This window comes from Streptomyces sp. NPDC020917 (assembly GCF_044333795.1).
Lineage (GTDB): Bacteria > Actinomycetota > Actinomycetes > Streptomycetales > Streptomycetaceae > Actinacidiphila.
Map to the genome: position 1 here is coordinate 170,751 of NZ_JBIRRR010000002.1, position 24,660 is coordinate 195,410.

Consider the following 24,660-nt stretch of genomic DNA (forward strand, 5'->3'; position numbering starts at 1 on the left):
TCCGCTCACTCGGCCCCGAACCGGGCCATGATCCAGCGGGCGCCGTGCTCGGCCAGCGCCCGGCGTCGCCCCCACCGCGAGCGTGTCACCGCGTCCGCGGACGACCTCTCCTCCCGGGGAACGGCCGCAAGCCGGGCGAGCCGGTCCGCGGCGCGGGATAACTCGGCCTGCACCTCGGCACGCCTCCTGGACGATCGGGCCCGCAGCAACGCCGCGTAGAGCCCCTCGACTTCGGCGACGGCGGCGGCCAGCCGCAGATCCGTTCCACCCACTCTTCGCATGCCCCCCTGGGCGGAGCCGCGCCCCGCCGATGGTCTCCGTCTGACGAAGTGGCCGTCCCGACCCGCGCGTTCACACTCCCGGCCAGGACGCTTAAGCTGTTACGCAAGCCAGGAACCATCGTAGGTGACCCCGCGTTGGTCCTGGCAGACACAGCAATCCACTGGCCGGCGAACAGAGCATCCGGAGGTAGTCGTGGGCGTGACACTGTCCAAGGGCGGCAACGTCTCACTGAGCAAGGAGGCCCCAGGGCTGACCGCGGTGACCGTCGGTCTGGGCTGGGACGTCCGCACCACCACGGGCGCCGACTACGACCTCGACGCCTCGGCCCTGCTCTGCGACGCCAACGGGCGGGTGCTCTCCGACCAGCACTTCGTCTTCTTCAACAACCTGGCCAGCCCCGACCGTTCGGTCGAGCACAGCGGCGACAACCTCACCGGCGGCGGGGACGGCGACGACGAGCAGATCAAGGTCAACCTGGCCGCGGTCGCCCCGCAGGTCGACAAGGTCGTCTTCCCGGTGTCCATCTACGAGGCGGAGGGACGCGGGCAGAGCTTCGGCCAGGTGCGCAACGCCTTCATCCGCATCGTCAACCAGGCCGACGGCCGCGAACTGGCGCGCTACGACCTCACCGAGGACGCCTCCACCGAGACCGCCATGATCTTCGGCGAGCTCTACCGGAACGGCCCCGAGTGGAAGTTCCGCGCCATCGGCCAGGGCTATGCCTCCGGGCTCGCCGGCATCGCCAGCGACTACGGCGTCAACGTCTGACGGGCACACGCCCGTAGTCCCCGGACCGGGGCCGCCCCCACCCCTTGGGGCGGCCCCACCTCGCAAGGAGATGTCCGCATGGCCGGCAGATCCGGCCGCCCATGGTTCGCTGCCGGGGCAGCCGTCCTCCTCCTCGGCCTGGCCGCCACGCGCCACGGCTCGTCCACCGCGACCCCGGAGCCACCGCAGCCGTCCGGCTCCCGCACCAGCACCCCCGCCCCCGCCCCGACCCGCACCGCGGCATCCGGCTACGACCCGGCCGGGTACGCCGCCGAGGTCCGCCGCCACGCCCGCGAGACCGGCATCGATCCCCAGCTGCTGATGGCGATCCTCTACAACGAGGCGTACAAGCCGCACGACCCCGCGCTGGAACGCGCCTGGCAGCGCCTCAAGCCCGATTCCGCGTTCGGTATCGCGAACATGCACCGGGCGGCCTTCGACGACACGAAGAAGGGCCGCCCGTTCGCGGGGCGCTCATGGGAGGAGCTCCCCGACGATCCGGACCTGGCCGTCGAGGCGGCCGCCTGGTACCTGCACGACCTCGCGCGGCAGCTCCCCGCGAGGCGCACCGGCCCGTACACCGAGGACCAGCTCCTCGCCCTGGGCTACAACACCGGTCCCGCCACCATGCGCGCCTTCGCCCGCGGCGCCACACCCGGATCCCAGGCCGGCACCTATCTGGCGCATCTGAAGGAGAACTGGCCACGCGCCGCCAAAGCCCTGGAACCGGGCCCGGCGAAGAGCGGATGACCTGCGAAGGGGAAAGTGGAGCCTAGGGGATTCGAACCCCTGACATCTGCCTTGCAAAGGCAGCGCTCTACCAGCTGAGCTAAGGCCCCGTGCCGCAGACAGCGTACCGGTTTCCGGGCGCGGCTCCGACCGGGTATCGGGGTCCGTAGGATGGTTTGCGTTTTCGCGGCCGCAAAGAGGAGTGTGCATGGACACGCCCGCCCAGGAGCCCACCACCCGGGCCCAGGAGGCGATGGAGCTGCAGCGCGGCTGGTACGGGGAGCCGCTGGGCGACCTGTTCCGCCGGCTGATCGCGGACCTCGGGCTGCAGAACCAGGTGCGGCTCGCGGGCGTGCTCGGGCTGTCCGCTCCGATGCTCTCGCAGCTGATGAGCGGGCAGCGGGCCAAGATCGGCAACCCGGCGGTGGTGCAGCGGCTGCAGATGCTCCAGGAGCTGGCCTGGCAGGTCACCGAGGGCAGCACGGGCGCGATGGAGGCCGCCGCCCGGATGGACCAGATCAAGAAGTGGGGCGGCGCCTCGGTGCTCAGCACCACGCACTCCGGCTCCGTCCGCTCCGCCACCGCCTCGCCCCGCGAGGTGGTCCACGGCATCCAGACGGTGCTGCGCTCGGTGGCCTCCGCGGACGAGATCGCCGACGCCTCCCGGGCCCTCGCGCCCGCGCACCCGCGCCTGGCAGAGTTTCTCCGGGTGTACGGCACAGGGCGCACGGGTGACGCCCTGGAGCACTACAAGTCGCACCAGGACTGAGCGGGCGAGGGGGCGGACACACACCATGGGCGAGGTCTTCGCGGGCCGCTACGAGCTGGTGGACCCCATCGGACGCGGCGGGGTCGGCGCGGTGTGGCGGGCCTGGGACCACCGCAGGCGCCGCTACGTCGCCGCCAAGGTCCTCCAGCAGAGCGACGCCCACGCGCTGCTGCGGTTCGTCCGCGAGCAGGCGATGCGCATCGACCACCCCCACGTGCTGGCCCCCGCCAGCTGGGCCGCGGACGACGACAAGGTGCTGTTCACCATGGACCTGGTGCGCGGCGGCTCGCTGTCGCACCTGATCGGCGACTACGGCCCGCTGCCGCCGTACTACGTGTGCGTCCTGCTCGACCAGCTGCTCGCCGGGCTGAGCGCGGTCCACGCCGAGGGCGTCGTCCACCGCGACATCAAGCCGGCGAACATCCTGCTGGAGGCCACCGGCACCCGCACCCCGCACGTCCGTCTCTCCGACTTCGGCATCGCCATGCGCAAGGGCGAGGCGCGGCTGACGGAGACCAACTACGTGGTCGGCACGCCCGGTTACTTCGCGCCGGAGCAGATGACCGGTGCCGAGCCCGACTTCTCCGCGGACCTGTACGCCGTCGGGCTGGTCGCCCTGTACCTGCTGAGCGGCCGGAAGCCGGACGCGCAGGCGATCGTCGAGCGCTTCGAGGCGGACGGCATGCCGCCGACCCCGGTGGGCGTGCCCGCGGCCCTGTGGCAGGTGATCGGCACGCTGCTGCAGCCGGATCCCTACGCCCGGTTCCGCACCGCGACGGGGGCCCGCAAGGCGCTGGCCGCCGCCGTCGAGCTCGTCCCCGGGGCCGCGCCGGACGAGGAGCCGGTGGAGATCTTCGACCAGATCGGGGCGCTGCCCGAGGGGTTCGGCCCGGACGGTCCGAGGGCTGCGGGCAGTACCGGCGGCCCGGCCGCGCAGGAGGCCGTGGCGGACGGTCCCGCGCCGGCGCCGCCCTCCGGGCCGCAGACGCCGGACGCGGCACCGGTGCCTTCTCAGGCCCGGGCAGAGGCCCTCGACCCGGCAGAGGCGCCGGCCGCCGCCCCGGCCGCCGACCCGCAGCCCGCGGCCGCACCGCCCGCTGCCCGCCCGCAGCCCAAGGGACGGCACGCGGCGCCGCTCCCGGCCCACGAGCCGCTCACCCACACCAGGACGCGATCGGAGCCGCCGGGCGCCCGCCCGCTGCCCGCACCACTGCCCCAGCCGCAGCCGCCCGAACCCGGCCCCGGACCGGAGCCCGCGCCCACCGCTGAGGCCACGCTGGTGCCGGCCGTGGCGGCGACGCGCCGCCGTCCTGGACCGCCCGCCAAGGTGGTGGTCCCGGTCCTCGTTCTGGCCGCCCTCTGCTTCGCCGTCGGCATCACCGCGCTGGTCATGTCCTGACCGTCATGTCCTGACCCGGCGTCCGGGCCTTCCGACGGCCGTCCCGGCAGCTCTCCGGCAGCCGGGCTCGGGGCAGCTCTCCCGACCGGGCGACCGGCCTCGCCGCCGCGCGGCTCCTGCGCCGGCCGCCGCATCGTCGCGCGCCACCCGGCGCCGGCCCCACCCGGGGCCTCACCAGCTGCCGGGCGGACCGTACCCCGGTTGCCGCACCGTCGCGTCGCCGGCCCGGGCGGGCCGCAGCCGGGCGGCCGCGTACCAGGCGGCGAGGGTGAGCAGCAGCACCGTGCCGGCGCCGAGGGCGGCGAAGGCCAGGAACCGCAGCGCGCCCGAGTGGCCGTCCGAGCCGTCCGCGGTGCCGTTCGCGGACGCCACGTCGTGCGCGTCGACGCCGATGCCGGCCGCGCGCGCGTCGCCGTCGTAGACCGGCCCGGGCTCCGCGGTGCCCTGGACGTCGACCCGCAGCGTCACGGGCACCGGGCCGGTGACCGCCTTCGCCACGTCGGGGTGCACGGTCACCGCGAAGTAGTACCAGCCCGCGTACCGCACGCGCTGCACCTTCTCGTCGTTCGCGGCCCGGTTGCCGTACGCCACCGGCGCCAGCTGCTCGACCAGCGAGACCGGCGTGCCCTGGTACGCGTGGTCGTCGCCGTCGATCAGCTCCCTGACCGGGCTGTAGGCGGTCAGCCGCACGCCGGAGCCGACGTAGGTGCCGGTGCCCGTGGCCTGGGCGCTGGAGAAGTCCGTGAAGACGGTGGCCTGCTGCCCCCAGCCCACCGGGACCTTGTAGAAGCGCGTCTCGCCGGGCAGCACCCGGTCCTTCCAGATGCCGGTCCTGACCGCGGCCGCGGTGTCGAAGGACGGGCCACCGGCGGCCTGGCGCGGGGTGCCGGCGGTGAGCGGGGTGGGCGGGGCCGAGGCGGTCGTGACGGGTGACGGCGACTCGTTCGCGCCCTCCCGCAGCCCCGGCTCGGAGACGTAGCGCAGCTCCAGCGGCCAGGCGTCGGGGTCCGAGGCGCCGTCGGAGGTCCGGTGCACCTGCAGCGTGTACTGGTTGGCGTCCTGGCAGGCGTCGCCGTGGTCGCCGGTGATCAGCCGCGAGACGGCCGTGCCGATCGGCCGCGCGTCGCCGTTGTCCTGGAAGTGCGCGTTCCGGGTGTCGCAGTCGGTGCCGTCCGCGCTCTGCAGCTTCAGCTCGATGCCGTCGCCGTAGGTCACCCGCGACCCGGCCGGCGGCAGGGCGAACGCGGACACCGCGGCGGACGCCGCCGCGTCGAGCGCGATCCCGTAGAAGCGCGTCCCGCCGGGCTCGATGGTGTCGCGGTAGGTGGTCCCCGGCTTCATCGGGGGCGCGTCCGCAGTGGTGGCCGCGCCCGGCAGGACGGTGCCGGCGGGCTGCCAGGCGGCCGGTGCGCCGGGTGCGGGCGTGCCGTCTGCCGCGGCCCGTCCCTGGAGGGCGGCGAGCGCCAGCAAGGCGGCCGCCGCGGTCAACACCGTGCGCTTCATGCCCCACCCCTGTTCGTCCGGTTGCGGGTGCGGGAGCGGTGCAGCAGCGCCGCCACCCCGACTCCGGCGAGCGCCACCGCGCCGCCCGTACCCGCCGCGATCATGTCCGTGCCGGTGACGCCCGAGGCCGTACCGCCGCCCGCGCCCGGAGGGCCGGCGGCCGCTGCCGCCTGGGTCGGGCCGGCCGCGGCGGTGCTGCGGCCGGCCCGGCCGGCCAGTGGCGGCGCCTTGAACTGCGGCCCGGCCAGCTCCTGTCCGGTGACCTGCACGCGCAGGACGACGCCGACGGCGGTGTCGCGGGCCAGCGCGGCCGCGTCCGGGCCGAGCGAGACCGCCAGCGTGTAGTCGCCCGCGCTGTGCACGGTCCGCGCCGGGTCGCCGGCCACCCAGCGGTTGGTCCAGGTGACCGGGACCGTGCCCAGGCCGACCGAGACGGGGGAGCCGTCGTACGAGCGGTCGCCGCGGGCATGCGAGGAGTCCCGCACCGGCACCCGGTCCGGCGCGTACGCGGAGGTCGCCACGAACGTGGACCTCGCCACCACCGAGGTGCCGCCGGTGAGGACCGGCTCGTTGGCGAACTCGGCGGCGTAGCTGAGCTGCTGGCCCCAGCCGACGTGGACCGTGTAGTAGCGGGTCTGGGCGGGCAGCAGGCGGTCGCGCCAGACCCCGGTGGCCAGCCGCGTGGCGTCGTTGAAGCCGGTGCCGCCGGTGACGTCCTTCGGGGTGCCGGCGAGCGGCGCCGGGGCCGTGCCGTACGCGGTGCGCGCGCCGGCCGGCACGGTGCCGGCGGGCAGCGGCTCCTCGGTGCCGAAGCGCAGCTCGACCGGCCAGCGGCCGCGGTCGGAGCCGTCGGCGGTGGTCCGGTGCACCGCCAGCAGGTAGCGGCCGGCCTTGTCGCAGGTGCCGGTGCGATCGTGGCTGGGGACGCGGCTGACGGCGCCGCTGAGGGTCATGGCGCCCTCGTCCTGGCCGAAGTGCACGGACCGGGTGTCGCAGGTGGCGCCGTGGCCGCCGGTGGCGGTCAGGGCCAGTTCGATGCCGTCGCCGTAGCCGACGGCCACGCCGGGCTGGGGGACGGCGGTCGCGGAGAGGTCGGCGGTGCTCGCGGCGTCCAGGTCCGCGGCGTACCAGCGGGTCTCGCCGGGGCCGATGGTGTCCACGTACTGGCCCGGCCTGATCGGCGCGGCCGTGCGGGCGCTGCTTCCGCCGGTGATCCGTTCGCCCTGCAACCGGTAGGCGTCCGCGCTGAGTTGGGAGGCCCGCACCAGCTGGCGGGCGAGCGCCGCGGCATCGGGGGCGTCGTAGTACGCGCCGTGGCCGGCCCTGGCGACGCACTGCAGCTCGTCGCGCGCCGCGCCCTCGACCTGGAAGCCCACGGTGTCGATGCGCAGCCCGATGCCGTCGCCGGCGAGCTGCGCGGCGACCTGGCAGGGCGCGGGCGTGCCGCAGTTGGACTCGCCGTCGGAGACCAGCAGCACGGTGCCCCGGCTGCCGGCCGGAAGGTCCGCCGCGGCCTTGGTCAGGGCGAGCGCGGTCGGGGTGTCGCCCTTGGGCCGCACCGCGGCCGCCGCCGTCTTCATCGCCGCGCGGTCCAGCGGGGTGACCGGGTGGGCCAGCGAGGTGTCGTCGCAGCCGTGCGGGCGTTCGGCGCCGTAGACCCGCAGTCCCGTCGGGTAGCCGTCCGGCAGGCCGTCCACCACCGCGCCGACGGCCGTGCGGGCGGCGGCGATCCGGGTGTGGCCGGAGCCGTCGGGGCCGGCCATGGAGCCGGAGGAGTCCAGCACGATGATCAGGGCCGGGTCGCCGCCGGCGGCCGGCGTGGCGTGCGCCGCGGGCGCCGGCAGGGCGAGCACCGCCGCCAGGGCCGCCAGGACCGTGCAGGCCGCCACGGCGAGGACGAGCGGCGGCCGGGCTCCACCGCGCCGGGATATCGGCGCTGGTCGTCGTTCCATGGCGTCACTTCCCCCTTGCAGCCGCACTGCACGCATGGCGTTGCCGTCGTTTGCCCAAGCAACCTAGAACGTTTGCTCAGGCAAAGACAAGGGGCTGCTGTCACGGTCCGGCAACAACGAAGGCCCCGGCCGCTGTGCGACCGGGGCCCGAGAGTGCTGTGCCGCCTTCCGGCGGCTCAGCGTTCTCTCACGCGTTCGCGCCGGAACCCGCCGGGACCGAGTCAGTGGCTTCCGTCCACAGGTCCTGCTCGGCGCGGTCCGCCTGAATCTGTCGGTAGACGAACAGCCCGGCAACGGCGGCCAACGCGATCAGGAGAATCTTCTTCATGACGTGACCTCCTCCTTCTGGCGTGGGGACAGCATCTGACGCGCCCGACTATACACATCGGCCGATACCGAACGGTGACCTGCCACCCCCGGCACGCGGTGCGCTTCCCTCCAACGGCGAAGGGCACCTCCCCAGTTGGGGAGGTGCCCTTCGTACTGCTGCGAGTGGGGCTAACAGGACTTGAACCTGTGGCCTCTTCCTTATCAGGGAAGCGCTCTAACCGTCTGAGCTATAGCCCCGCGCTGCACCGAAAGATTAGCGCACGTGGAGCCGTGCCCCAAATCGGTTACTCGTCCTCGGCCAGCGTCAGCTCCACGCCGCCCACGAAGCCGGCGGAGAGGTTGTAGATGAAGGCGCCGAGCGTGGACAGCGCGGTGGCCAGGACCACGTCGATCACCGCTATCACGGTGGTGAACGTCAGCACCCGGGGCAGCGACAGGAACGACACCAGGTCGAAACCGCCCTTGCCCCCCTCGGAGGTGGTGGCGTCGCTGATCGTGGAGCCGACGGTGCTGAACACGCCGATGGTGTCCAGCACCATCCACAGCACCGCCACCGCGATGATCGTGCAGATGCCGAGCGCGATGGACAGCAGGAAGCTGACCTTCATCACCGACCACGGGTCGGCCTTGGCCACCCGAAGCCGGGCCTTGCGGGTGCGCGGCGCGGTACGGGCCGCCGGCCGCGGCCGGCGCACCCCGGCCGCCGCGGCGGACTGGCCGCCGCCGCCCGGCGCCGCCGCGGGCGCCGGAGGCGCGTACGCCGACGGCGGATGGTGCGGCTGCGGCGGCTGGCGCGTGTCCGTCACGGTGTGTCCCCCCTGCTGCTGGCCGCTGATATTGGCGGAGCCATGGGATCCCCCGGTCCTCCCGGTCCCATCCGCGGCGCCCGTGGCTCCACTCACGGCTTACTCCTCCGGTTCACCGGCCGCGGGCGCTGTGCCCTCGGCCACTGCGTCGTGCTGTTCCTGCTGATTGTGCTGCTCGTGCTCGCCCTGCTCCACCTCGGCGACCGGAACAGCCGTCTCCGGATCATCCTCCGCCTCGGCGTTCCGCGCGATACCGACGACGGCATCCCGCTTACCGAGGTTGATCAGCTGGACGCCCATGGTGTCACGGCCGGTCTCCCTGACCTCGCTGACCCGCGTGCGGATGACCCCGCCGCTGAGGGTGATGGCGAGGATCTCGTCACTCTCCTCGACGACGAGCGCCCCCACCAGCGAACCACGGTCCTCCACGATCTTCGCCGCCTTGATGCCCAGGCCACCGCGGCCCTGGATCCGGTACTCGTCGACCCGGGTCCGCTTGGCGTAGCCGCCGTCGGTAGCCGTGAAGACGAAAGTACCGGGCCTGACGACATTCATGGAGAGAAGTTCGTCACCCTCGCGGAAACTCATGCCCTTCACCCCGGAGGTGGCCCGGCCCATCGGCCGCAGCGCCTCGTCGGTGGCGGTGAAGCGGATGCACTGCGCCTTCCGGCTGACCAGCAGCAGGTCGTCCTCGGCGGAGACCAGCTCGGCGCCGATCAGCTCGTCCGATCCGTGGCCGGTCTCGGCGTCGCCGGACTCCCGCAGGTTGATGGCGATCACGCCGCCGGAGCGCGGGGAGTCGTAGTCCTTGAGCGCGGTCTTCTTCACCAGGCCGGACTTGGTGGCGAGCACCAGGTACGGCGCCGCCTCGTAGTCCTTGATGGCCAGGATCTGGGCGATCCGCTCGTCCGGCTGGAAGGCCAGCAGGTTCGCCACGTGCTGGCCGCGGGCGTCCCGGCCGGCGTCGGGCAGCTCGTACGCCTTGGCGCGGTAGACCCGGCCCTTGTTGGTGAAGAACAGCAGCCACTGGTGGGTGGTCGTCACGAAGAAGTGGTCGACGATGTCGTCCTGCTTCAGCTTGGTGCCGCGCACGCCCTTGCCGCCGCGCTTCTGCGACCGGTAGTCCTCGGTCTTGGTGCGCTTGACGTAGCCGCCGCGGGTGATCGTGACGACGATGTCCTCCTCGGCGATCAGGTCCTCGATGGACATGTCGCCGTCGAAGGGCACCAGCTTGCTGCGCCGGTCGTCGCCGAACTTGTCGACGATGGCCTGCAGTTCCTCGCTGATGATCTGCCGCTGCTTCTCCGGGGAGGCCAGGATCGCGTTGTACTCGTTGATCTTCGCCTGCAGCTCGTCGTGCTCGGCGATGATCTTCTGCCGCTCCAGGGCGGCCAGCCGGCGCAGCTGCATCTCCAGGATCGCGTTCGCCTGGATCTCGTCGATCTCCAGCAGGCCCATCAGGCCCTCGCGCGCGGTCTCGACCGTGTCGCTGCGCCGGATCAGCGCGATGACCTCGTCGATCGCGTCGAGCGCCTTGAGCAGGCCGCGCAGGATGTGGGCCCGCTCCTCGGCCTTGCGCAGCCGGAACCGGGTGCGCCGGACGATGACCTCGACCTGGTGGTTCACCCAGTTGCGGATGAACGCGTCCAGGGACAGGGTGCGCGGCACGCCGTCCACCAGCGCGAGCATGTTCGCGCCGAAGTTGGTCTGCAGGTCGGTGTGCTTGTAGAGGTTGTTCAGCACGACCTTGGCGACCGCGTCCCGCTTCAGCACGATCACCAGGCGCTGGCCGGTGCGCGACGAGGTCTCGTCACGGACGTCCGCGATGCCGCCGACCCTGCCGTCCTTGACGAGGTCGGCGATCTTCTGCGCGAGGTTGTCCGGGTTGACCTGGTACGGCAGTTCGGTGACGACCAGGCACTGCCGGTTCTGGATCTCCTCGACCTCGACGACCGCCCGCATGGTGATCGAGCCGCGGCCGGTGCGGTAGGCGTCCTCGATGCCGCGGCGGCCCACGACCAGCGCGCCGGTCGGGAAGTCCGGGCCCTTGATCCGCTCGATCAGGGCCTCGAGCAGCTCCTCGGGCTCGGCGTCGGGGTTGGCCAGGAACCACTGGGCGCCGTCCGCGACCTCGCGCAGGTTGTGCGGCGGGATGTTGGTGGCCATGCCGACCGCGATGCCGGCCGATCCGTTGATCAGCAGGTTGGGGAAGCGCGCCGGCAGGACCGTCGGCTCCTGGTTGCGGCCGTCGTAGTTGTCCGTGAAGTCGACGGTCTCCTCGTCGATGTCCCGGACCATCTCCATGGCCAGCGGCGCCATCTTGCATTCGGTGTACCGCATGGCCGCCGCCGGGTCGTTGCCCGGCGAGCCGAAGTTGCCGTTGGAGTCCACCAGCGGCATCCGCATCGACCACGGCTGCGCCAGGCGGACCAGCGCGTCGTAGATCGAGGAGTCGCCGTGCGGGTGGTACGTGCCCATCACGTCGCCGACGACGCGGGCGCACTTGTAGAAGCCCTTCTCCGGCCGGTAGCCGCCGTCGTACATCGCGTACAGCACCCGGCGGTGCACCGGCTTGAGGCCGTCGCGGACGTCGGGCAGCGCACGCGAGACGATGACGGACATCGCGTAGTCGAGGTAGCTGCGCTGCATCTCCGTCTCGAGCCCGACGGGCTCGATGCGCAGCGTCTGGCCGTCTGCGGCGGGAACGCCCTCGGGCGTGACAGGGGGAATCTCGTCGGCCATGGGTGGTGTTCAGTCCTTTCGCGGGGTGCGCTTGCGGTGCGGCCGACTCAGATGTCGAGGAAGCGGACATCCTTGGCGTTGCGCTGGATGAACGAGCGGCGTGCTTCGACGTCCTCGCCCATCAGCACCGAGAACAGGTCGTCGGCCTGCGCCGCGTCGTCCAGCGTGACCTGGCCGAGCACCCGGTGGTCGACGTCCATGGTCGTGACGCGCAGCTCCTCGGCGTTCATCTCGCCGAGGCCCTTGAAGCGCTGGATCGAGTCCTCGCGGATCCGCTTGCCGCTCTGCTTGCCGAGTTCCACCAGCGCGTCGCGCTCGCGGTCGGAGTAGGCGTACTCCCAGTCGTCCCGGCCCCACTTGATCTTGTACAGCGGCGGGCGGGACAGGTACACGTGCCCGGCCTCGACCAGCGGCCGCATGAAGCGGAAGAGGAAGGTGAGCAGCAGGGTGTTGATGTGCTGCCCGTCGACGTCGGCGTCCGCCATCAGGATGATCTTGTGATAGCGCAGCTTGGAGATGTCGAAGTCCTCGTGCACACCGGTGCCGAAGGCCGAGATCAGCGCCTGGATCTCCTGGTTCTGCAGGATCTTGTCGAGCCGGGCCTTCTCCACGTTCAGGATCTTGCCGCGGATCGGGAGGATCGCCTGGTACTGCGGGTTGCGGCCGGACTTGGCCGAGCCGCCGGCCGAGTCGCCCTCGACGATGAAGATCTCGCACTTCGTCGGGTCGTTGGACTGGCAGTCGCTCAGCTTGCCCGGCAGCGAGGCGGACTCCAGCAGGCCCTTGCGGCGCGTCAGGTCGCGCGCCTTGCGGGCCGCCACCCGGGCGGTGGCCGCCTGGATGGACTTGCGGATGATGTCCGACGCCTCGTTGGGGTTGCGGTCCAGCCAGTCGTTGAAGTGCTCGTGCACGACCTTCTGCACGAAGGTCTTCGCCTCGGTGTTGCCCAGCTTGGTCTTCGTCTGGCCCTCGAACTGGGGCTCGCCGAGCTTGACCGAGATGATCGCGGTCAGGCCCTCGCGGATGTCCTCACCGGTGAGGTTGTCGTCCTTCTCGCGCAGCAGCTTCTTCTCGCGCGCGTACCGGTTGATCAGCGAGGTCAGCGCGGCACGGAAGCCCTCCTCGTGGGTACCGCCCTCGTGCGTGTGGATGGTGTTCGCGAAGCTGTAGACACCCTCGCTGTACTGGGTGTTCCACTGCATCGCGACCTCGACCGACAGCAGCCGCTCCTTGTCCTCCGCCTCGATGTCGATGACGGTGGGGTGGACCAGCTCGCCCTTGCGCGAGTTGAGGTACGTCACGAAGTCGACGATGCCGCCCTCGTAGTGGTACTCGACGCGGAGCGGGTTGCCCTCCTCGTCCACGTGGTCCGGGCGCTCGTCGGTCAGCCGGATCCGCAGGCCCTTGTTGAGGAACGCCATCTCCTGGAAACGCCGGGAGAGCGTCTCGAAGGAGTAGTCGGTGGTCTCGAAGACGTCCGGGTCGGCCCAGAAGGTGACCGACGTGCCGGTCTCCTCCACTGCCTCGTTCCTGGCCAGCGGCGCGGTGGGGACGCCCAGCTTGTAGTCCTGGGTCCAGCGGTAGCCGTCGGTGCGCACCTCGACCGCCACGCGGCTCGACAGCGCGTTCACCACGGAGACGCCGACGCCGTGCAGACCGCCGGAGACGGCGTAACCGCCGCCGCCGAACTTGCCGCCGGCGTGCAGGACGGTCAGCACGACCTCGACCGCCGGCTTGCCCTCGGACGGGACGATGCCGACGGGGATACCGCGGCCGTTGTCGACGACGCGCACGCCGCCGTCGGCCAGGATCGTCACGTCGATTGTGTCCGCATGCCCGGCCATCGCCTCGTCGACGGAGTTGTCGACGACCTCTTGCACGAGGTGGTGCAGACCCCGCTCACCGGTCGAGCCGATGTACATGCCGGGGCGCTTGCGCACCGCGTCGAGTCCCTCCAGCACGGTGATCGCGCTGGCGTCGTAGGACTTGGTGGAGTTCTCGTTGGGGTTGCCGGAATCGGCCACGAAGCGCCCTTTCTGGCACAGCACGAGCCGTCTCCCGCCGAGCGGGATCGGCTGTGTCCTCTAGCTGTCGTTCGACATGTTCCGCTGGGGTCCCTCTGCCGGTCTGCCAGAGGAGGGCGGTCTCGCATCAGTCTACCGGTACCGGCACGGTGAATGGGGCTTTGGCGGTACCTCAGTTCCCATGTGCCGCCCAAAACCGCCGTCGTCCGACTCCCTCCACGCGGACCCGGGGCCAAAACGGCTCACACGGGCGTCCAGGGCTTCCGGCTGTCAACTCCCGGCTACGCTGAGCACGGGCACCGCCGCCCCCTGAGTCCCAGGCCGCTCACCAGTGCGGATGCGCCGAGGCAGGGGGCCGGGAAGGGCGGAAGAGGGGTCAGGGCCCGTCAGGCGGCGGATGGGGGCCCTTGGGGAGCGCGGGGTACGGCGCCGGAACGCCGGCCGGGCACACGCGGAGCCGGGCGGGCGAAAGTGGGGCAGATCACCCGTAGGTGTCACCCGGGCCGCGGCTGCCCGGCGCCCTCAGCCTGCCGTAGCTGCGATTCGGTCCCGCGGGACCCAGCACCTTGATCACCTTGACGGTGCCGTGGCCCAGATCGGCGTTCAACCGGGCCACCAGCGTCGGGGCGAGCAGCCGCAGCTGCGTGGCCCAGGCCGTCGAGTCGCACTGCACGGTGAGGACGCACTCGTCCTCGTCGTAGCGGTCGGGCGCGCAGTGCAGCGCCACTTCGGGTCCCACCAGCTGGGGCCAGCGGCCCATCACCCCGCCCACCGCGGCCGGCGCCTCCCAGCCGCGCTCGGTGATCAGCCGGCTGATGGCCGCGCCGAGCGGCAGCGGGTCCCGGCCGTCGGCACGGGCGCCGCTGCGCAGCCCGCCCCGCCTGGCCTGCTTCTTCTGCGCGGCCGCCGCGCCACGCGCCCTGGCCTGCTCCTTGGCGGCCCGCAGCGCGACGCGCGCCAGGTCCACCCCGGCCGGCTCCGCGCCGCCCGCTTCCTGCCCAGCCCCGCCGGGCCGGTCCGCTCCGCTCTGGGTCACAGCCGCTCCACCGTCCCGTTCTCCACCGCGAAGCGGGTGCCCACCAGCACGCCGGGCACGTCGTCGTCCACCGCCGCGGTGACCAGGACCTGCTCGCCAGGGGCGACCAGCTCCGCCAGCCGCTCGCGGCGCCGGGCGTCCAGCTCCGCGAACACGTCGTCCAGCACCAGCACCGGCTCGCCGCCGTCCGCACACAGCAGTTCGTAGGAGGCCAACCGCAGGGCCAGCGCGTACGACCAGGACTCGCCGTGGCTGGCGTAGCCCTTGGCCGGCAGCGCGCCCAGCTTGAGGACCAGGTCGTCGCGGTGCGGGCCGACGAGGGTCACACCGCGCTCGATCTCCTGGCGGCGGGCCTCCCCGAGGGCCTCCAGCAGCCGCCCGTACAGGTCCTCGCGGCCGGCCGCGGCGGCCAGCCGCTCCTCGCCGATCGAGCCGCGGTACTCCAGGCCCACCGGTCCACCGCCCGGGGCCAGCTGCTCGTACGCCTTGTCGGCCAGCGGCTGCAGCGCGGCCACCAGATCCAGGCGCTGGGCGAGCAGTTCGGCGCCCGCCCTCGCCAGGTGCTGGTCCCACACGTCGAGGGTGGACAGGTCGGCGCCCTTGCCACCGTGCCGGCGGGCCAGCGCCGCGGTCTTCAGCAGGGTGTTGCGCTGCTTGAGCACCCGCTCGTAGTCGCTGCGCACCCCGGCCAGGCGCGGGGCGCGGGCGGTGATCAGCTCGTCCAGGAACCGGCGCCGCTCGCCCGGGTCGCCCTTGACCAGCGCCAGGTCCTCGGGCGCGAACAGCACGCTGCGCACGATGCCCAGCACGTCCCGCGGCCGCACCTGCGAGGAGCGGTTGATCCGGGCGCGGTTGGCCCGGCCCGGGTTGATCTCCAGTTCGACCAGCTGCTGCCGCGCGCCGTCCTGGGCGCCCTGCGCGATCTGCGCGCGCAGGATCGCGCGGTCGGCGCCCATCCGCACCAGCGGCGCGTCGGACGCGACGCGGTGGCTGCCGAGGGTCGCCAGGTAGCCGATCGCCTCGACCAGGTTGGTCTTGCCCTGGCCGTTGGGGCCCACGAAAGCCGTGACGCCCGGGTCGAGAGGGACCTCGGCCCGGGCGTAGGAGCGGAAGTCGGCGAGCGACAGGTGCGCTACGTGCATCGCGTGCTTGGCGCTGTGCCGCGCCGGCCTCCCTGCTGTGACGTGCGGTGTGCGGCGGCGCCCGCCGGCCGGACTACTCGGCCGCGGTGACCGCGTGGCCGCCGAACTCGTTGCGGAGCGCGGCGATCATCTTCATCTGCGGCGAGTCGTCCTGGCGGGACGCGAAGCGCGCGAACAGCGACGCCGTGATCGCGGGCAGCGGCACCGCGTTGTCGATCGCCGCCTCCACGGTCCAGCGTCCCTCGCCTGAGTCGTCGGCGTAACCCCTGAGGTTGTCCAGGTGCTCGTTCTTGTCCAGGGCGTCCACCGCCAGGTCGAGCAGCCAGGACCGGATGACCGTGCCGGACTTCCAGGAGCGGAACACCTCGCGTACGTCGGTGACCGAGTCGACCGCCTCCAGCAGCTCCCAGCCCTCGGCGTACGCCTGCATCATCGCGTATTCGATGCCGTTGTGGACCATCTTCGCGAAGTGCCCGGCGCCGACCTTGCCGGCGTGCACCGAGCCGGAGTCGCCCTCCGGCTTGAGGGCGTCGAAGATCGGCTGCGCCTTGGCGACGTCCTCCTCGGTGCCGCCGTACATCAGCGCGTAGCCGTTCGCCAGGCCCCACACGCCGCCGGAGACGCCGCAGTCCACGAAGCCGATGCCCTTGGCGGCCAGTTGCTCGGCGTGCTTCTCGTCGTCCGTCCAGCGGGAGTTGCCGCCGTCGACGACGAGGTCACCGGGCGACAGCAGCTCGCCCAGCTCGTCGATGGTGGACTGGGTGGCGGCGCCGGCGGGCACCATCACCCACACCACGCGCGGTCCCTTGAGCGTGTCCACAAGCTCCTTGAGGCTGTGGACATCGGCGAGATCCGGGTTCCGGTCGTAGCCGATGACGGTGTGGCCGGCGCGGCGGATGCGCTCGCGCATGTTGCCGCCCATCTTGCCGAGACCGATGAGACCGAGCTCCATCACAAATCCTTCGTTCGAAGCGTTGGACACGTGCCTGCCTGACCTGAGCACGAGCCTACGTCGGCGGATGCGACGGCACTCAGCGGGTGGGCCGGGCCGGACTCGTGCGCCCCGCGCGGAACGCGGGGCGGGGCGGACCGGCTCAGCCGGACAGGCGCACCGGCATGATCAGGTACTTGTACGCCTCGTCCGCCTCGGCGTCGACGGCCGGGCGGCCGCTGAGCAGCGCCGGCTTGGTCGACGTGGTGAAGGACAGCTGGGCGGCGGGCGCGTCGATGGCGCTCAGGCCGTCCAGCAGGAAGGTCGGGTTGAAGGCGATCGAGATGTCGTCGCCCTCCAGCTTGGCGTCGACCCTTTCCACAGCCTGTGCATCGTCGCTGGAACCGGCCTCCAGGGTCAGCACGCCCTGCTCGAAGCTCAGCCGCACCGGGGTGTTCCGCTCGGCGACCAGGGCCACGCGCTTGACGGCCTCGACGAAGGGCGCGGTCTCGATCACCGCGACCGAGGCGAACTCGGTGGGGAACAGCGTGCGGTACTTCGGCAGGTCGCCTTCCAGCAGGCGGGTGGTGGTGCGCCGGCCGGCGCCCTCGAAGCCGATCAGGCCCTCGCCCGCACCCGCGCCCGCCAGGGCGATGGAGACGGTGTCGCCGCTGGTCAGCGACTTGGCGGTGTCCAGCAGGGTCTTCGCGGGCACCAGCGCCACGGCGGAGATGTCGGCCTGCTCCGGCTTCCACAGGAACTCGCGGACGGCGAAGCGGTAGCGGTCGGTGGCGGCCAGCGTGACGGTGTCGCCCTCGATCTCGATCCGGACGCCGGTGAGCACCGGGAGGGTGTCGTCGCGCCCGGCGGCGATGGCGACCTGGGACGCGGCGGCGGCGAACACCTCGCCCGGCACGGTGCCGGAGGCGGTGGGCATCGCCGGCAGCGCCGGGTACTCGTCCACAGGCAGGGTGTGGAGTGTGAATCGCGAGCTGCCGCAGACCACGGTGACCCGCACGCCGTCGTCGGCGATCTCCACAGGCCGGTTGGGCAGGGCGCGCGAGATGTCGGCGAGCAGCCGGCCGGAGACCAGCACGGTGCCCTCGTCGTCCACCTCGGCCTCCACCGAGACGCGGGCGGAGACCTCGTAGTCGAAGCCGGAGAGGCTCAGCTTGCCGTCCTCCGCCTTCAGCAGCAGCCCTGCGAGGACGGGCACCGGGGGACGGGCCGGAAGGCTGCGGGCGGCCCAAGCCACTGCCTCGGCGAGTACGTCGCGCTCCACCCGGATCTTCACCGGAACCGCCTCCTGCTTGTTGCTGGCTGTCGGGGACCAGTCTGACGCACCGGACCGACACTCGGTGCTCCTTGGCGTCAAGCCGAGACGTGGCGGCAGAGCGGCTCCGGGCCGAGTTGTGCACAGCCCCCGCTTCGAAGCTTGATCCCCGCTCTCTACGTGTAGCAGTAGTAGTAGGGGGTGTGGATACCGTGGATAACCGGTTCCTGCGCAGGTCAGGCCGCGTTTTTTGTCCACCGCGCCTGTGGGTGGGGGACGTGGACAACCGGCCCTCGCTGTGGACGGGCGGAAGTTGTGCACACCCGATTCACAGGGGACCGCGGGTTCTCCCCAGCGCTGTCCCCAGAAATACCCAGGTTCTCCCCAGGGCAACCCACCTCCTTGGTGTGACGCCTTTCACTCTCCGGTGGGACAGAGGGCATTACGTTGCCGAACAGTGGACAAAGATGTGGAGAAGCGGGTCTGAGCTGTGCACAACCCCGGGCATCCTGTGGGCAGGCGGTGGACAACCGCCAACTCCCCCTGGGGGATGTCCGATCCGTCCACAGTCTGTGGATTCGGGTTGCCCACATATCCCCAACCGGCTGAGCTGCGCGGACGGCCCGTGGCGAGGGTGCGCTGTGGAGGGAATCGGGACAACTCCGGTGTCCCCAGCCTGTGGACAGCCGCATCGCCCCCAACCTGTGGAGAAGCGGGTGCGAGCGACCGTTAATCGAACAGCGGGTGTCCGCGCGGGTGAACAACAGGAAGCGCCCCGGGAGTTGGACTCCCGGGGCGCGGTGATGTGCAGGGGGTGTGCAGGGGTGCGCGCGGCCGGTTCGCGGCGTGCGGCCGGTTCGCGGCGTGCGGCCGGCCCGTGGCGTGCGGCCGGCCCGTGGCGCGTGCGCTCAGCTCTTGATGCGGTTGGTGAGCTCCGTCACCTGGTTGTAGATCGAGCGCCGTTCGGCCATCAGCGAGCGGATCTTGCGGTCGGCGTGCATCACTGTCGTGTGGTCGCGGCCGCCGAACAGCGCGCCGATCTTCGGCAGCGACAGATCGGTCAGCTCCCGGCACAGGTACATGGCGATCTGCCGGGCGGTGACCAGCACGCGGCTGCGCGACGACCCCGACAGGTCCTCCACCGCCAGCCCGAAGTAGGCCGCGGTCTCCGCCATGATCGCGGTGCCGCTGATCTCCGGCACCGAGTCGTCGCCGCCCGGGATCAGGTCCTTGAGCACGATCTCGGTCAACTGCAGGTCGACCGGCTGCCGGTTGAGGCTGGCGAACGCGGTGACGCGGATCAGCGCGCCCTCCAGCTCGCGGATGTTGCGCGAGATCCGCGAGGCGATGAACTCCAGCACCTCCGGAGGGGCGTTGAGCTGCTCCTGCACCGCCTTCTTGCGGAGGATCGCGATCCGGGTCTCCAGCTCGGGCGGCTGGACATCGGTGATCAGACCCCACTCGAAGCGGTTGCGCAGCCGGTCCTCCAGGGTGATCAGCTGCTTGGGCGGCCGGTCGGAGGAGAGCACGATCTGCTTGTTGGCGTTGTGCAGGGTGTTGAAGGTGTGGAAGAACTCCTCCTGCGTCGACTCCTTCTGCGCCAGGAACTGGATGTCGTCGACCAGCAGGATGTCCATGTCCCGGTACCGCTTGCGGAAGGCGTCCGCCTTGCCGTCGCGGATGGAGTTGATGAACTCGTTGGTGAACTCCTCCGAGCTCACGTACCGCACCCGGGTGCCCGGGTAGAGGCTGCGCGCGTAGTGCCCGATGGCGTGCAGCAGGTGCGTCTTGCCCAGGCCCGACTCGCCGTAGATGAACAGCGGGTTGTACGCCTTGGCCGGCGCCTCGGCGACCGCGACCGCCGCGGCGTGCGCGAAGCGGTTGGAGGCGCCGATGACGAAGGTGTCGAAGAGGTACTTCGGGTTCAGCCGGGCGGTCGGCTCCACCGAGCCGTTGGACGAGCCGGAGCCGCCGACGCCGCCCGGTGAGCCAGGACCGCCGTGACCGTGGGCTCCGGCGCCGCCCGGACCGCCGAGGTGGCTGCCGGGGCCGCCGTGGGGGCCGCCGCCGGGCATCCCCGGGAGTCCGGGACCCCGGTGTGCGCCGGGCCCGCCGAGCGGGTCCTGGCCGTCGCGCCCGCCGGCGCCGCCCGCGGGGCCGGACGGCTCGTTCCCGGCGCCGGGTCCGCCCTGCTGGTACGCGGCGGGCGGCGGCACGTAGGGCTGGTGTGCCTGATGCCCCGGGTGCTGGCTCTGGTGCGGGACGGTCGGGTAGTCGTAGCCGTCGCGCCGGCTGTCGTATCCGTCACGCCGGCTGTCGTAGGGGTCGCGGCCGTCGAAGCCGGACGGCGCGGGCACGCCCCAGCTGCCGAGCCGCGGCTGCTGCCAGTCCTGGTGCTCCGGGTAGGCCGGGCGCATCCGCGGGCCGTCGGACCCGTCGCCGTCCTGGCGGTCGCCGTGCGCGAAGGGGTCGGGGCGCTGCTCGGGGTGGGCGTAGGGGTCGGGCCGCTCGACGTGCTCCTGCACGGGCGCCGGCGGGCCCGGCGGCGGTCCGTCCTGGTCGCCGCCGGACGCGACCGCGATCGCGATCCCGACGGAGTGACCGAACTCACGGCTGAGCACATCGGTGATCAGCGGGAGCAACCGCCCCTCCAGCACGCTCTTGGCGAACTCGTTCGGCGCCGAGAGCACCGCGGTGCCGGCGACCAGGGCCAGCGGCTGGGTCCGCTTGAGCCACTCCGCGTCCTTGGGCTTGAGGTCCTCGCTGTCCACGAGCAGCTTCTGGAGAACCCGCGGCCACACTGCGGCAAGATCGGCAGTCACGTCGGCCACAGTGCACGCTCTCTCGGTCGCTGTTCGGTGCTGAGAACTCCCGCGAAAGTGTGGTTCTGGGAACGGGCGGGAAGAGTACGGAGTTCAGCCACGGTAGTCAGGGCGGCAGGCGCGGTTCAAGTCGTTGTCCACAGGGTGTGTACAAATGACGGGGCGGGCGGGTCCGGGTTTGACCGGATGGCCTAGCCGCACGTACCGTATCGAGGTCGAGTTGTCGATGGCTGCTGCCGCCTGCCTACCGATGGGCGAAGGTCCTCCGGGGTGCTCCCGGGAGATCGTCAAAGCGGTACACCTCTGGTCCGCGAGCTTTCGTGGGCGAACGGTGACAGCCAAGCGACGTTCCGCAGGACACGATTTCTTCTCTGGAGCCCCCGAGTGAGCAAGCGCACCTTCCAGCCGAACAACCGCCGTCGCGCGAAGACCCACGGCTTCCGTCTGCGTATGCGCACCCGCGCCGGTCGCGCGATCCTCGCGACCCGCCGCAGCAAGGGCCGCGCCCGCCTGTCCGCCTGATCGTCCTGACCATCTCAGGATGAGGCCGTGCTGCCCACCGAGAATCGGCTGAGGCGGCGCCAGGACTTCGCAGCGGCGGTTCGCCGCGGACGCCGGGCGGGCCGCCCGCTGCTGGTCGTCCATCTGCGTCGTGACGCCACGGACCCGCATGTGCCTGGGGGGAGCACACCCCCGGCGCGTGCGGGTTTCGTCGTGAGCAAGGCCGTCGGCGGCTCGGTTCAGCGCAACCTGGTCAAGCGTCGCCTGCGTCATCTCGTCCGGGACCGTCTGTCACTGCTGCCCCCCGGTAGCCTGGTGGTAGTACGCGCACTGCCCGGAGCGAGCAGTGCGGACCATACACAGCTGGCCCTCGACCTGGATGCCGCACTCCAGCGGCTGCTGGGGAGAAGTACCCATGGCGAAGCCGAGGGGAGGGTGGCCCCATGAAATACCCGCTGCTGGCACTGATCAAGCTGTACCAGTGGACGATCAGCCCACTGCTCGGCCCGGTGTGCCGGTACTACCCCTCGTGCTCGCACTACGGCTACACGGCCATCGACCGGCACGGCGCGATCAAGGGCACCGCCCTGACCGCGTGGCGCATCCTCCGATGCAACCCCTGGTCGCCGGGCGGCGTGGACCATGTCCCGCCGCGTAAGCGACCGCCATGGCACGATCGGCTGCGCCGCTACCTGCGGGGCGGCTCCGACGGGCCCGTCACGCCCGAGCCCACCGGACCCTCTCACGCACAAGGAGCCTGACCGTGGGGATCTTGAACCCCCTCTACGACGCCGTCTCGTGGATCATCGTCCAGTTCCACTCGTTCTACAGCCTGATCTTCCAAGCGGACAGTGGCTGGGCGTGGGGTCTGTCGATCGTCTCCCTGGTGGTGCTGATCCGCACGGCCCTGATTCCGCTGTTCGTCAAGCAGATCAAGTCGACGCGGAACATGCAGGCGCTCCAGCCCAAGATGAAGGCGATCCAGGAGCGCTACAAGAACGACCGGCAGCGTCAGTCCGAAGAGATGATGAAGCTGTACAAGGAGACGGGCACCAACCCGCTCTCCTCGTGCCTGCCGATCCTTGTGCAGTCCCCGTTCTTCTTCGCGCTGTACCACGTGCTCAGCAACATCGCCAAGGGCAAGCCGGTCGGCGTGATCCACGAGAACCTGGTCGCGAGCGCGCAGAAGGCCCACATCTTCGGTGCCCCGCTGCCGGCGAAGTTCCTGGACAACTCGACCACCCTGGCCCACCTCGGCGCCACGGTGACCGAGGTCCGCACCGTCACGATCATCATGATCGTCCTGATGTCCGCGTCGCAGTTCTACACGCAGCGCCAGCTGATGACCAAGAACGTGGACATGTCGGTGAACACGCCGTTCATGCAGCAGCAGAAGATGCTGATGTACGTGTTCCCGCTGATCTTCGCGGGCTTCGGCATCATCGCCCCGGTCGGTGTCCTGGTGTACTGGCTCACCACCAACGTGTGGACCATGTGCCAGCAGATGGTCGTCATCCGCCGCAACCCCACCCCGGGCAGCCTGGCCTTCCAGCAGCGCCAGGAGCGGCTGCGGGCCAAGGGCAAGCTGGTGGAGTCGCCGGAGGAGGTCGCGGCCAAGGAAGCGGTGGAGACCGCTCGCGCCAACCGCACCCAGCCCAAGCGGCAGTCGAAGTCCCAGCGGACCGGTCCCCAGGGCAGCGGGCACGGCGGCGGTCACGGCGGCGGTCACGCTCCGGGCTCCGGTGCCCAGAAGACGGATGACGGCGCCAAGGAGCAGGGCGGTACCAAGACGCCGGCGGGCGACGCGAAGAAGCCGGGCGACGCGAAGAAGCCGGGTGGCGGCGGCGCCAAGGGCTCCGGCTCGGGTGGCAAGGCGTCCGGGGCGCCGCGTGCGGGTGCTCCGCGGGCGGGCTCCGGCAAGCCGGGTGCCCCCAAGGCGGGCTCCAAGGGCAAGCCGAGCAACCTGTCGAAGAAGAAGTAAGAGGAGAGTCCAGGCGTGAGCGACGTCAACACCAGCACGGCACCCGACGGCGGCTCGTCCGCCACCCTGACCCGCCTCGAGCAGGAGGGTGAGATCGCCGCCGACTACCTCGAGGGCCTGCTCGACATCGCCGATCTCGACGGCGACATCGACATGGACGTCGAGGGCGAGCGCGCCTCGGTCTCGATCATCGGCGACGGCTCCAGCCGCGACCTGAACAAGCTGGTCGGCCGGGACGGCGAGGTGCTGGAGGCGCTCCAGGAGCTGACCCGTCTCGCGGTGCACCGCGAGACCGGTGAGCGCAGCCGGCTCATGCTGGACATCGCCGGGTTCCGCGCCCGCAAGCGGGCCGAGCTGGCCAAGCTGGGCGCCCAGGCCGCGGCCGAGGCCAAGGAGACCGGCCAGCCGGTCAAGCTGGACCCGATGACCCCGTTCGAGCGCAAGGTCGTGCACGACGCTGTGGCCGCCGCCGGCCTCCGCAGCGAGTCGGAGGGCGAGGAGCCCCAGCGCAGGGTGGTCGTCCTCCCGGTCTGACCGGCCCGTGCCTGCCCCGTCGGCCCCGTCTGTTCGCAGGCGGGGCCGAATCTTGTAAGCCTGGAAGTCGACCCCAGGACTCCGGAGCCCCGGATGTCCCAGCCAAGGATCCCAGCGAAGGAAAGGACGGCCCCCGTGACGGAGGCAGCAGCGGAGCTTCCGGTGCCACCGGAAGCGGCCGGCGAGGTCTTCGGCGACCGGCTCGCCGACGCGGTCCGCTACGCCGAGCTGCTTGCGGACGCCGGCGTCCGGCGCGGCCTGATCGGCCCGCGTGAGGTGCCGCGGCTGTGGGAGCGGCACCTGCTGAACTGCGCGGTGCTCTCCGAGGTGATCGACCCCGAGGTGTCGGTCTGCGACGTGGGCTCCGGCGCGGGGCTGCCCGGCATCCCCCTCGCGCTGGCCCGGCCCGATCTGCAGATCACCCTGCTGGAACCGCTGCTGCGCAGGACCACCTTCCTGGAGGAGGTGGTCAAGCTGCTGGGCCTGGAGAACGTGACGGTGGTCCGCGGCCGCGCCGAGGAGGTGCTGGGCAAGCTGCCTCCGGTGGACGTGGTGACCGCCCGGGCCGTGGCACCGCTGGAGCGGCTGGCCGGCTGGGGTCTGCCGCTGCTCCGGCCGCACGGTGAGATGGCGGTACTCAAGGGCGACACCGCACTGGAGGAGCTCAAGGCGGCCAGGGCGGCGCTGAGCCGGCTCGGCGCGGTGGAAGCCCATGTGGTGCAGGTGGGCGAGGGCGTGGTGGACCCGATGTCCACGGTGGTGCGGGTGCTGGTGGGCGAGAGCCCCGGCGGCGTGCGGGCGGCGACCCGTAAGGCCAAGGCGGCCAGGGCCAACCGGGCGACACGGAACCCCGGCGGCCGTCGGCGCCGCTGATCGTGGCGCTGACCGTGGTGGCGCTGCGTTGGCGCAGCGCCACTCGCACGGCGTGTTCCTTCACCGATCGTTCTACGCCATACAAACGGGCAAAAGTGCGCAATTCGGAGTGTCTCCGGATATAGCGTCGGTGTGCTGTGCATCGTGTTCCACGTGAAACGTCGCTCACTGCTTCCTGGAGTCCTCAGCCGAGGCCGTGCTGCGGCCGAGGCCCGCGCCAATAAACCTGCTAAAACGACTGGCCCTGTGGATAGTTCTCGTGA

At 71.6% G+C, this 24,660-nt stretch carries 22 protein-coding genes and 2 tRNA genes; 10 read left to right on the forward strand and 14 right to left on the reverse strand.

What is annotated here, in order from left to right:
- Positions 1-5: 5 nt before the first annotated feature.
- Positions 6-281, reverse strand: coding sequence for a hypothetical protein (locus ACH4TG_RS04685; RefSeq protein WP_398240693.1), 276 nt, complete (start codon positions 279-281; stop codon positions 6-8).
- Positions 282-474: 193 nt separating this feature from the next.
- Here ACH4TG_RS04685 and ACH4TG_RS04690 point away from each other — a divergent pair, with 193 nt between their 5' ends.
- Positions 475-1,050: a TerD family protein gene (locus ACH4TG_RS04690; protein ID WP_398240694.1), complete on the forward strand. Its 576-nt coding sequence runs from the start codon at positions 475-477 to the stop codon at positions 1,048-1,050.
- 78 nt (positions 1,051-1,128) lie between these two features.
- Positions 1,129-1,800: a transglycosylase SLT domain-containing protein gene (locus ACH4TG_RS04695; protein WP_398240695.1), complete on the forward strand. Its 672-nt coding sequence runs from the start codon at positions 1,129-1,131 to the stop codon at positions 1,798-1,800.
- Between the two features lie 16 nt (positions 1,801-1,816).
- Here the strand turns inward: ACH4TG_RS04695 and ACH4TG_RS04700 are convergent.
- Positions 1,817-1,889 (reverse strand) — tRNA-Ala (locus ACH4TG_RS04700).
- A gap of 98 nt (positions 1,890-1,987) precedes the next feature.
- On the opposite strand from ACH4TG_RS04700, the gene ACH4TG_RS04705 reads away from it, so the two are divergent.
- Both ACH4TG_RS04705 and ACH4TG_RS04710 read left to right on the forward strand, forming a co-directional pair.
- Positions 1,988-2,548: a DNA-binding protein gene (locus tag ACH4TG_RS04705; protein WP_398240696.1), complete on the forward strand. Its 561-nt coding sequence runs from the start codon at positions 1,988-1,990 to the stop codon at positions 2,546-2,548.
- A gap of 25 nt (positions 2,549-2,573) precedes the next feature.
- On the forward strand, positions 2,574-3,947 hold the full coding sequence (locus ACH4TG_RS04710; protein WP_398240697.1) for a serine/threonine-protein kinase: 1,374 nt from the start codon (positions 2,574-2,576) through the stop codon (positions 3,945-3,947).
- Between the two features lie 171 nt (positions 3,948-4,118).
- Here ACH4TG_RS04710 and ACH4TG_RS04715 read toward each other — a convergent pair whose 3' ends face one another.
- From ACH4TG_RS04715 to dnaA, 12 genes are all read right to left on the reverse strand, one after another.
- Positions 4,119-5,450: a hypothetical protein gene (locus tag ACH4TG_RS04715; protein WP_398240698.1), complete on the reverse strand. Its 1,332-nt coding sequence runs from the start codon at positions 5,448-5,450 to the stop codon at positions 4,119-4,121.
- Positions 5,447-7,402, reverse strand: a complete 1,956-nt coding sequence (locus tag ACH4TG_RS04720) for a VWA domain-containing protein (RefSeq protein ID WP_398240699.1) — start codon at positions 7,400-7,402, stop codon at positions 5,447-5,449. The genes ACH4TG_RS04715 and ACH4TG_RS04720 overlap by 4 nt, the downstream gene beginning before the upstream one ends.
- 187 nt (positions 7,403-7,589) lie before the next feature.
- A complete protein-coding gene (locus ACH4TG_RS04725; protein WP_398240700.1) occupies positions 7,590-7,730 on the reverse strand; it encodes a DLW-39 family protein in 141 nt (46 codons plus the stop codon).
- A 165-nt stretch (positions 7,731-7,895) separates the two neighbouring features.
- Positions 7,896-7,969 (reverse strand) — tRNA-Ile (locus ACH4TG_RS04730).
- A 47-nt stretch (positions 7,970-8,016) separates the two neighbouring features.
- Positions 8,017-8,634, reverse strand: coding sequence for a DUF3566 domain-containing protein (locus ACH4TG_RS04735; protein ID WP_398240701.1), 618 nt, complete (start codon positions 8,632-8,634; stop codon positions 8,017-8,019).
- Positions 8,635-8,637: 3 nt separating this feature from the next.
- Positions 8,638-11,280 carry a DNA gyrase subunit A gene (gene gyrA / locus ACH4TG_RS04740; protein WP_398240702.1) on the reverse strand — a complete coding sequence of 881 codons (2,643 nt, stop codon included), beginning with the start codon at positions 11,278-11,280 and terminating at the stop codon, positions 8,638-8,640.
- Positions 11,281-11,327: 47 nt separating this feature from the next.
- A complete protein-coding gene (gene gyrB, locus ACH4TG_RS04745; protein ID WP_398240703.1) occupies positions 11,328-13,328 on the reverse strand; it encodes a DNA topoisomerase (ATP-hydrolyzing) subunit B in 2,001 nt (666 codons plus the stop codon).
- Positions 13,329-13,785: 457 nt separating this feature from the next.
- Positions 13,786-14,340, reverse strand: a complete 555-nt coding sequence (locus tag ACH4TG_RS04750) for a DUF721 domain-containing protein (protein WP_398240704.1) — start codon at positions 14,338-14,340, stop codon at positions 13,786-13,788.
- Positions 14,337-15,482, reverse strand: coding sequence for a DNA replication/repair protein RecF (recF, locus tag ACH4TG_RS04755; protein ID WP_398240705.1), 1,146 nt, complete (start codon positions 15,480-15,482; stop codon positions 14,337-14,339). Before recF ends, ACH4TG_RS04750 begins: the two co-directional genes overlap by 4 nt.
- 73 nt (positions 15,483-15,555) lie before the next feature.
- Positions 15,556-16,503: a phosphogluconate dehydrogenase (NAD(+)-dependent, decarboxylating) gene (gene gnd, locus ACH4TG_RS04760; RefSeq protein ID WP_398241180.1), complete on the reverse strand. Its 948-nt coding sequence runs from the start codon at positions 16,501-16,503 to the stop codon at positions 15,556-15,558.
- 73 nt (positions 16,504-16,576) lie between these two features.
- The gene (gene dnaN / locus ACH4TG_RS04765; RefSeq protein ID WP_398240706.1) at positions 16,577-17,707 is read right to left on the reverse strand and encodes a DNA polymerase III subunit beta; all 1,131 of its coding nucleotides are present in this window, start codon (positions 17,705-17,707) and stop codon (positions 16,577-16,579) included.
- Positions 17,708-18,594: 887 nt separating this feature from the next.
- Complete coding sequence (dnaA, locus tag ACH4TG_RS04770) at positions 18,595-20,517, reverse strand: chromosomal replication initiator protein DnaA (protein ID WP_398240707.1); 1,923 nt, start codon at positions 20,515-20,517, stop codon at positions 18,595-18,597.
- Positions 20,518-20,892: 375 nt separating this feature from the next.
- Between dnaA and rpmH the strand changes: the two genes are divergently transcribed.
- The 6 genes from rpmH (at position 20,893) to rsmG (ending at position 24,397) form a co-directional block, all read left to right on the forward strand.
- A complete protein-coding gene (rpmH, locus tag ACH4TG_RS04775) occupies positions 20,893-21,030 on the forward strand; it encodes a 50S ribosomal protein L34 (protein ID WP_003975051.1) in 138 nt (45 codons plus the stop codon).
- Positions 21,031-21,057: 27 nt separating this feature from the next.
- The gene (gene rnpA, locus ACH4TG_RS04780) at positions 21,058-21,456 is read left to right on the forward strand and encodes a ribonuclease P protein component (protein WP_398240708.1); all 399 of its coding nucleotides are present in this window, start codon (positions 21,058-21,060) and stop codon (positions 21,454-21,456) included.
- Entirely contained in the window at positions 21,453-21,770 is a 318-nt protein-coding gene (gene yidD / locus ACH4TG_RS04785) for a membrane protein insertion efficiency factor YidD (RefSeq protein ID WP_075016398.1), read from the forward strand. The genes rnpA and yidD overlap by 4 nt, the downstream gene beginning before the upstream one ends.
- Before the next feature lie 2 nt (positions 21,771-21,772).
- Entirely contained in the window at positions 21,773-22,990 is a 1,218-nt protein-coding gene (yidC, locus tag ACH4TG_RS04790) for a membrane protein insertase YidC (RefSeq protein WP_398240709.1), read from the forward strand.
- 15 nt (positions 22,991-23,005) lie between these two features.
- Complete coding sequence (locus ACH4TG_RS04795; protein WP_398240710.1) at positions 23,006-23,524, forward strand: protein jag; 519 nt, start codon at positions 23,006-23,008, stop codon at positions 23,522-23,524.
- Between the two features lie 135 nt (positions 23,525-23,659).
- The gene (rsmG, locus tag ACH4TG_RS04800; protein WP_398240711.1) at positions 23,660-24,397 is read left to right on the forward strand and encodes a 16S rRNA (guanine(527)-N(7))-methyltransferase RsmG; all 738 of its coding nucleotides are present in this window, start codon (positions 23,660-23,662) and stop codon (positions 24,395-24,397) included.
- The last annotated feature ends 263 nt before the right edge of the window (positions 24,398-24,660 follow it).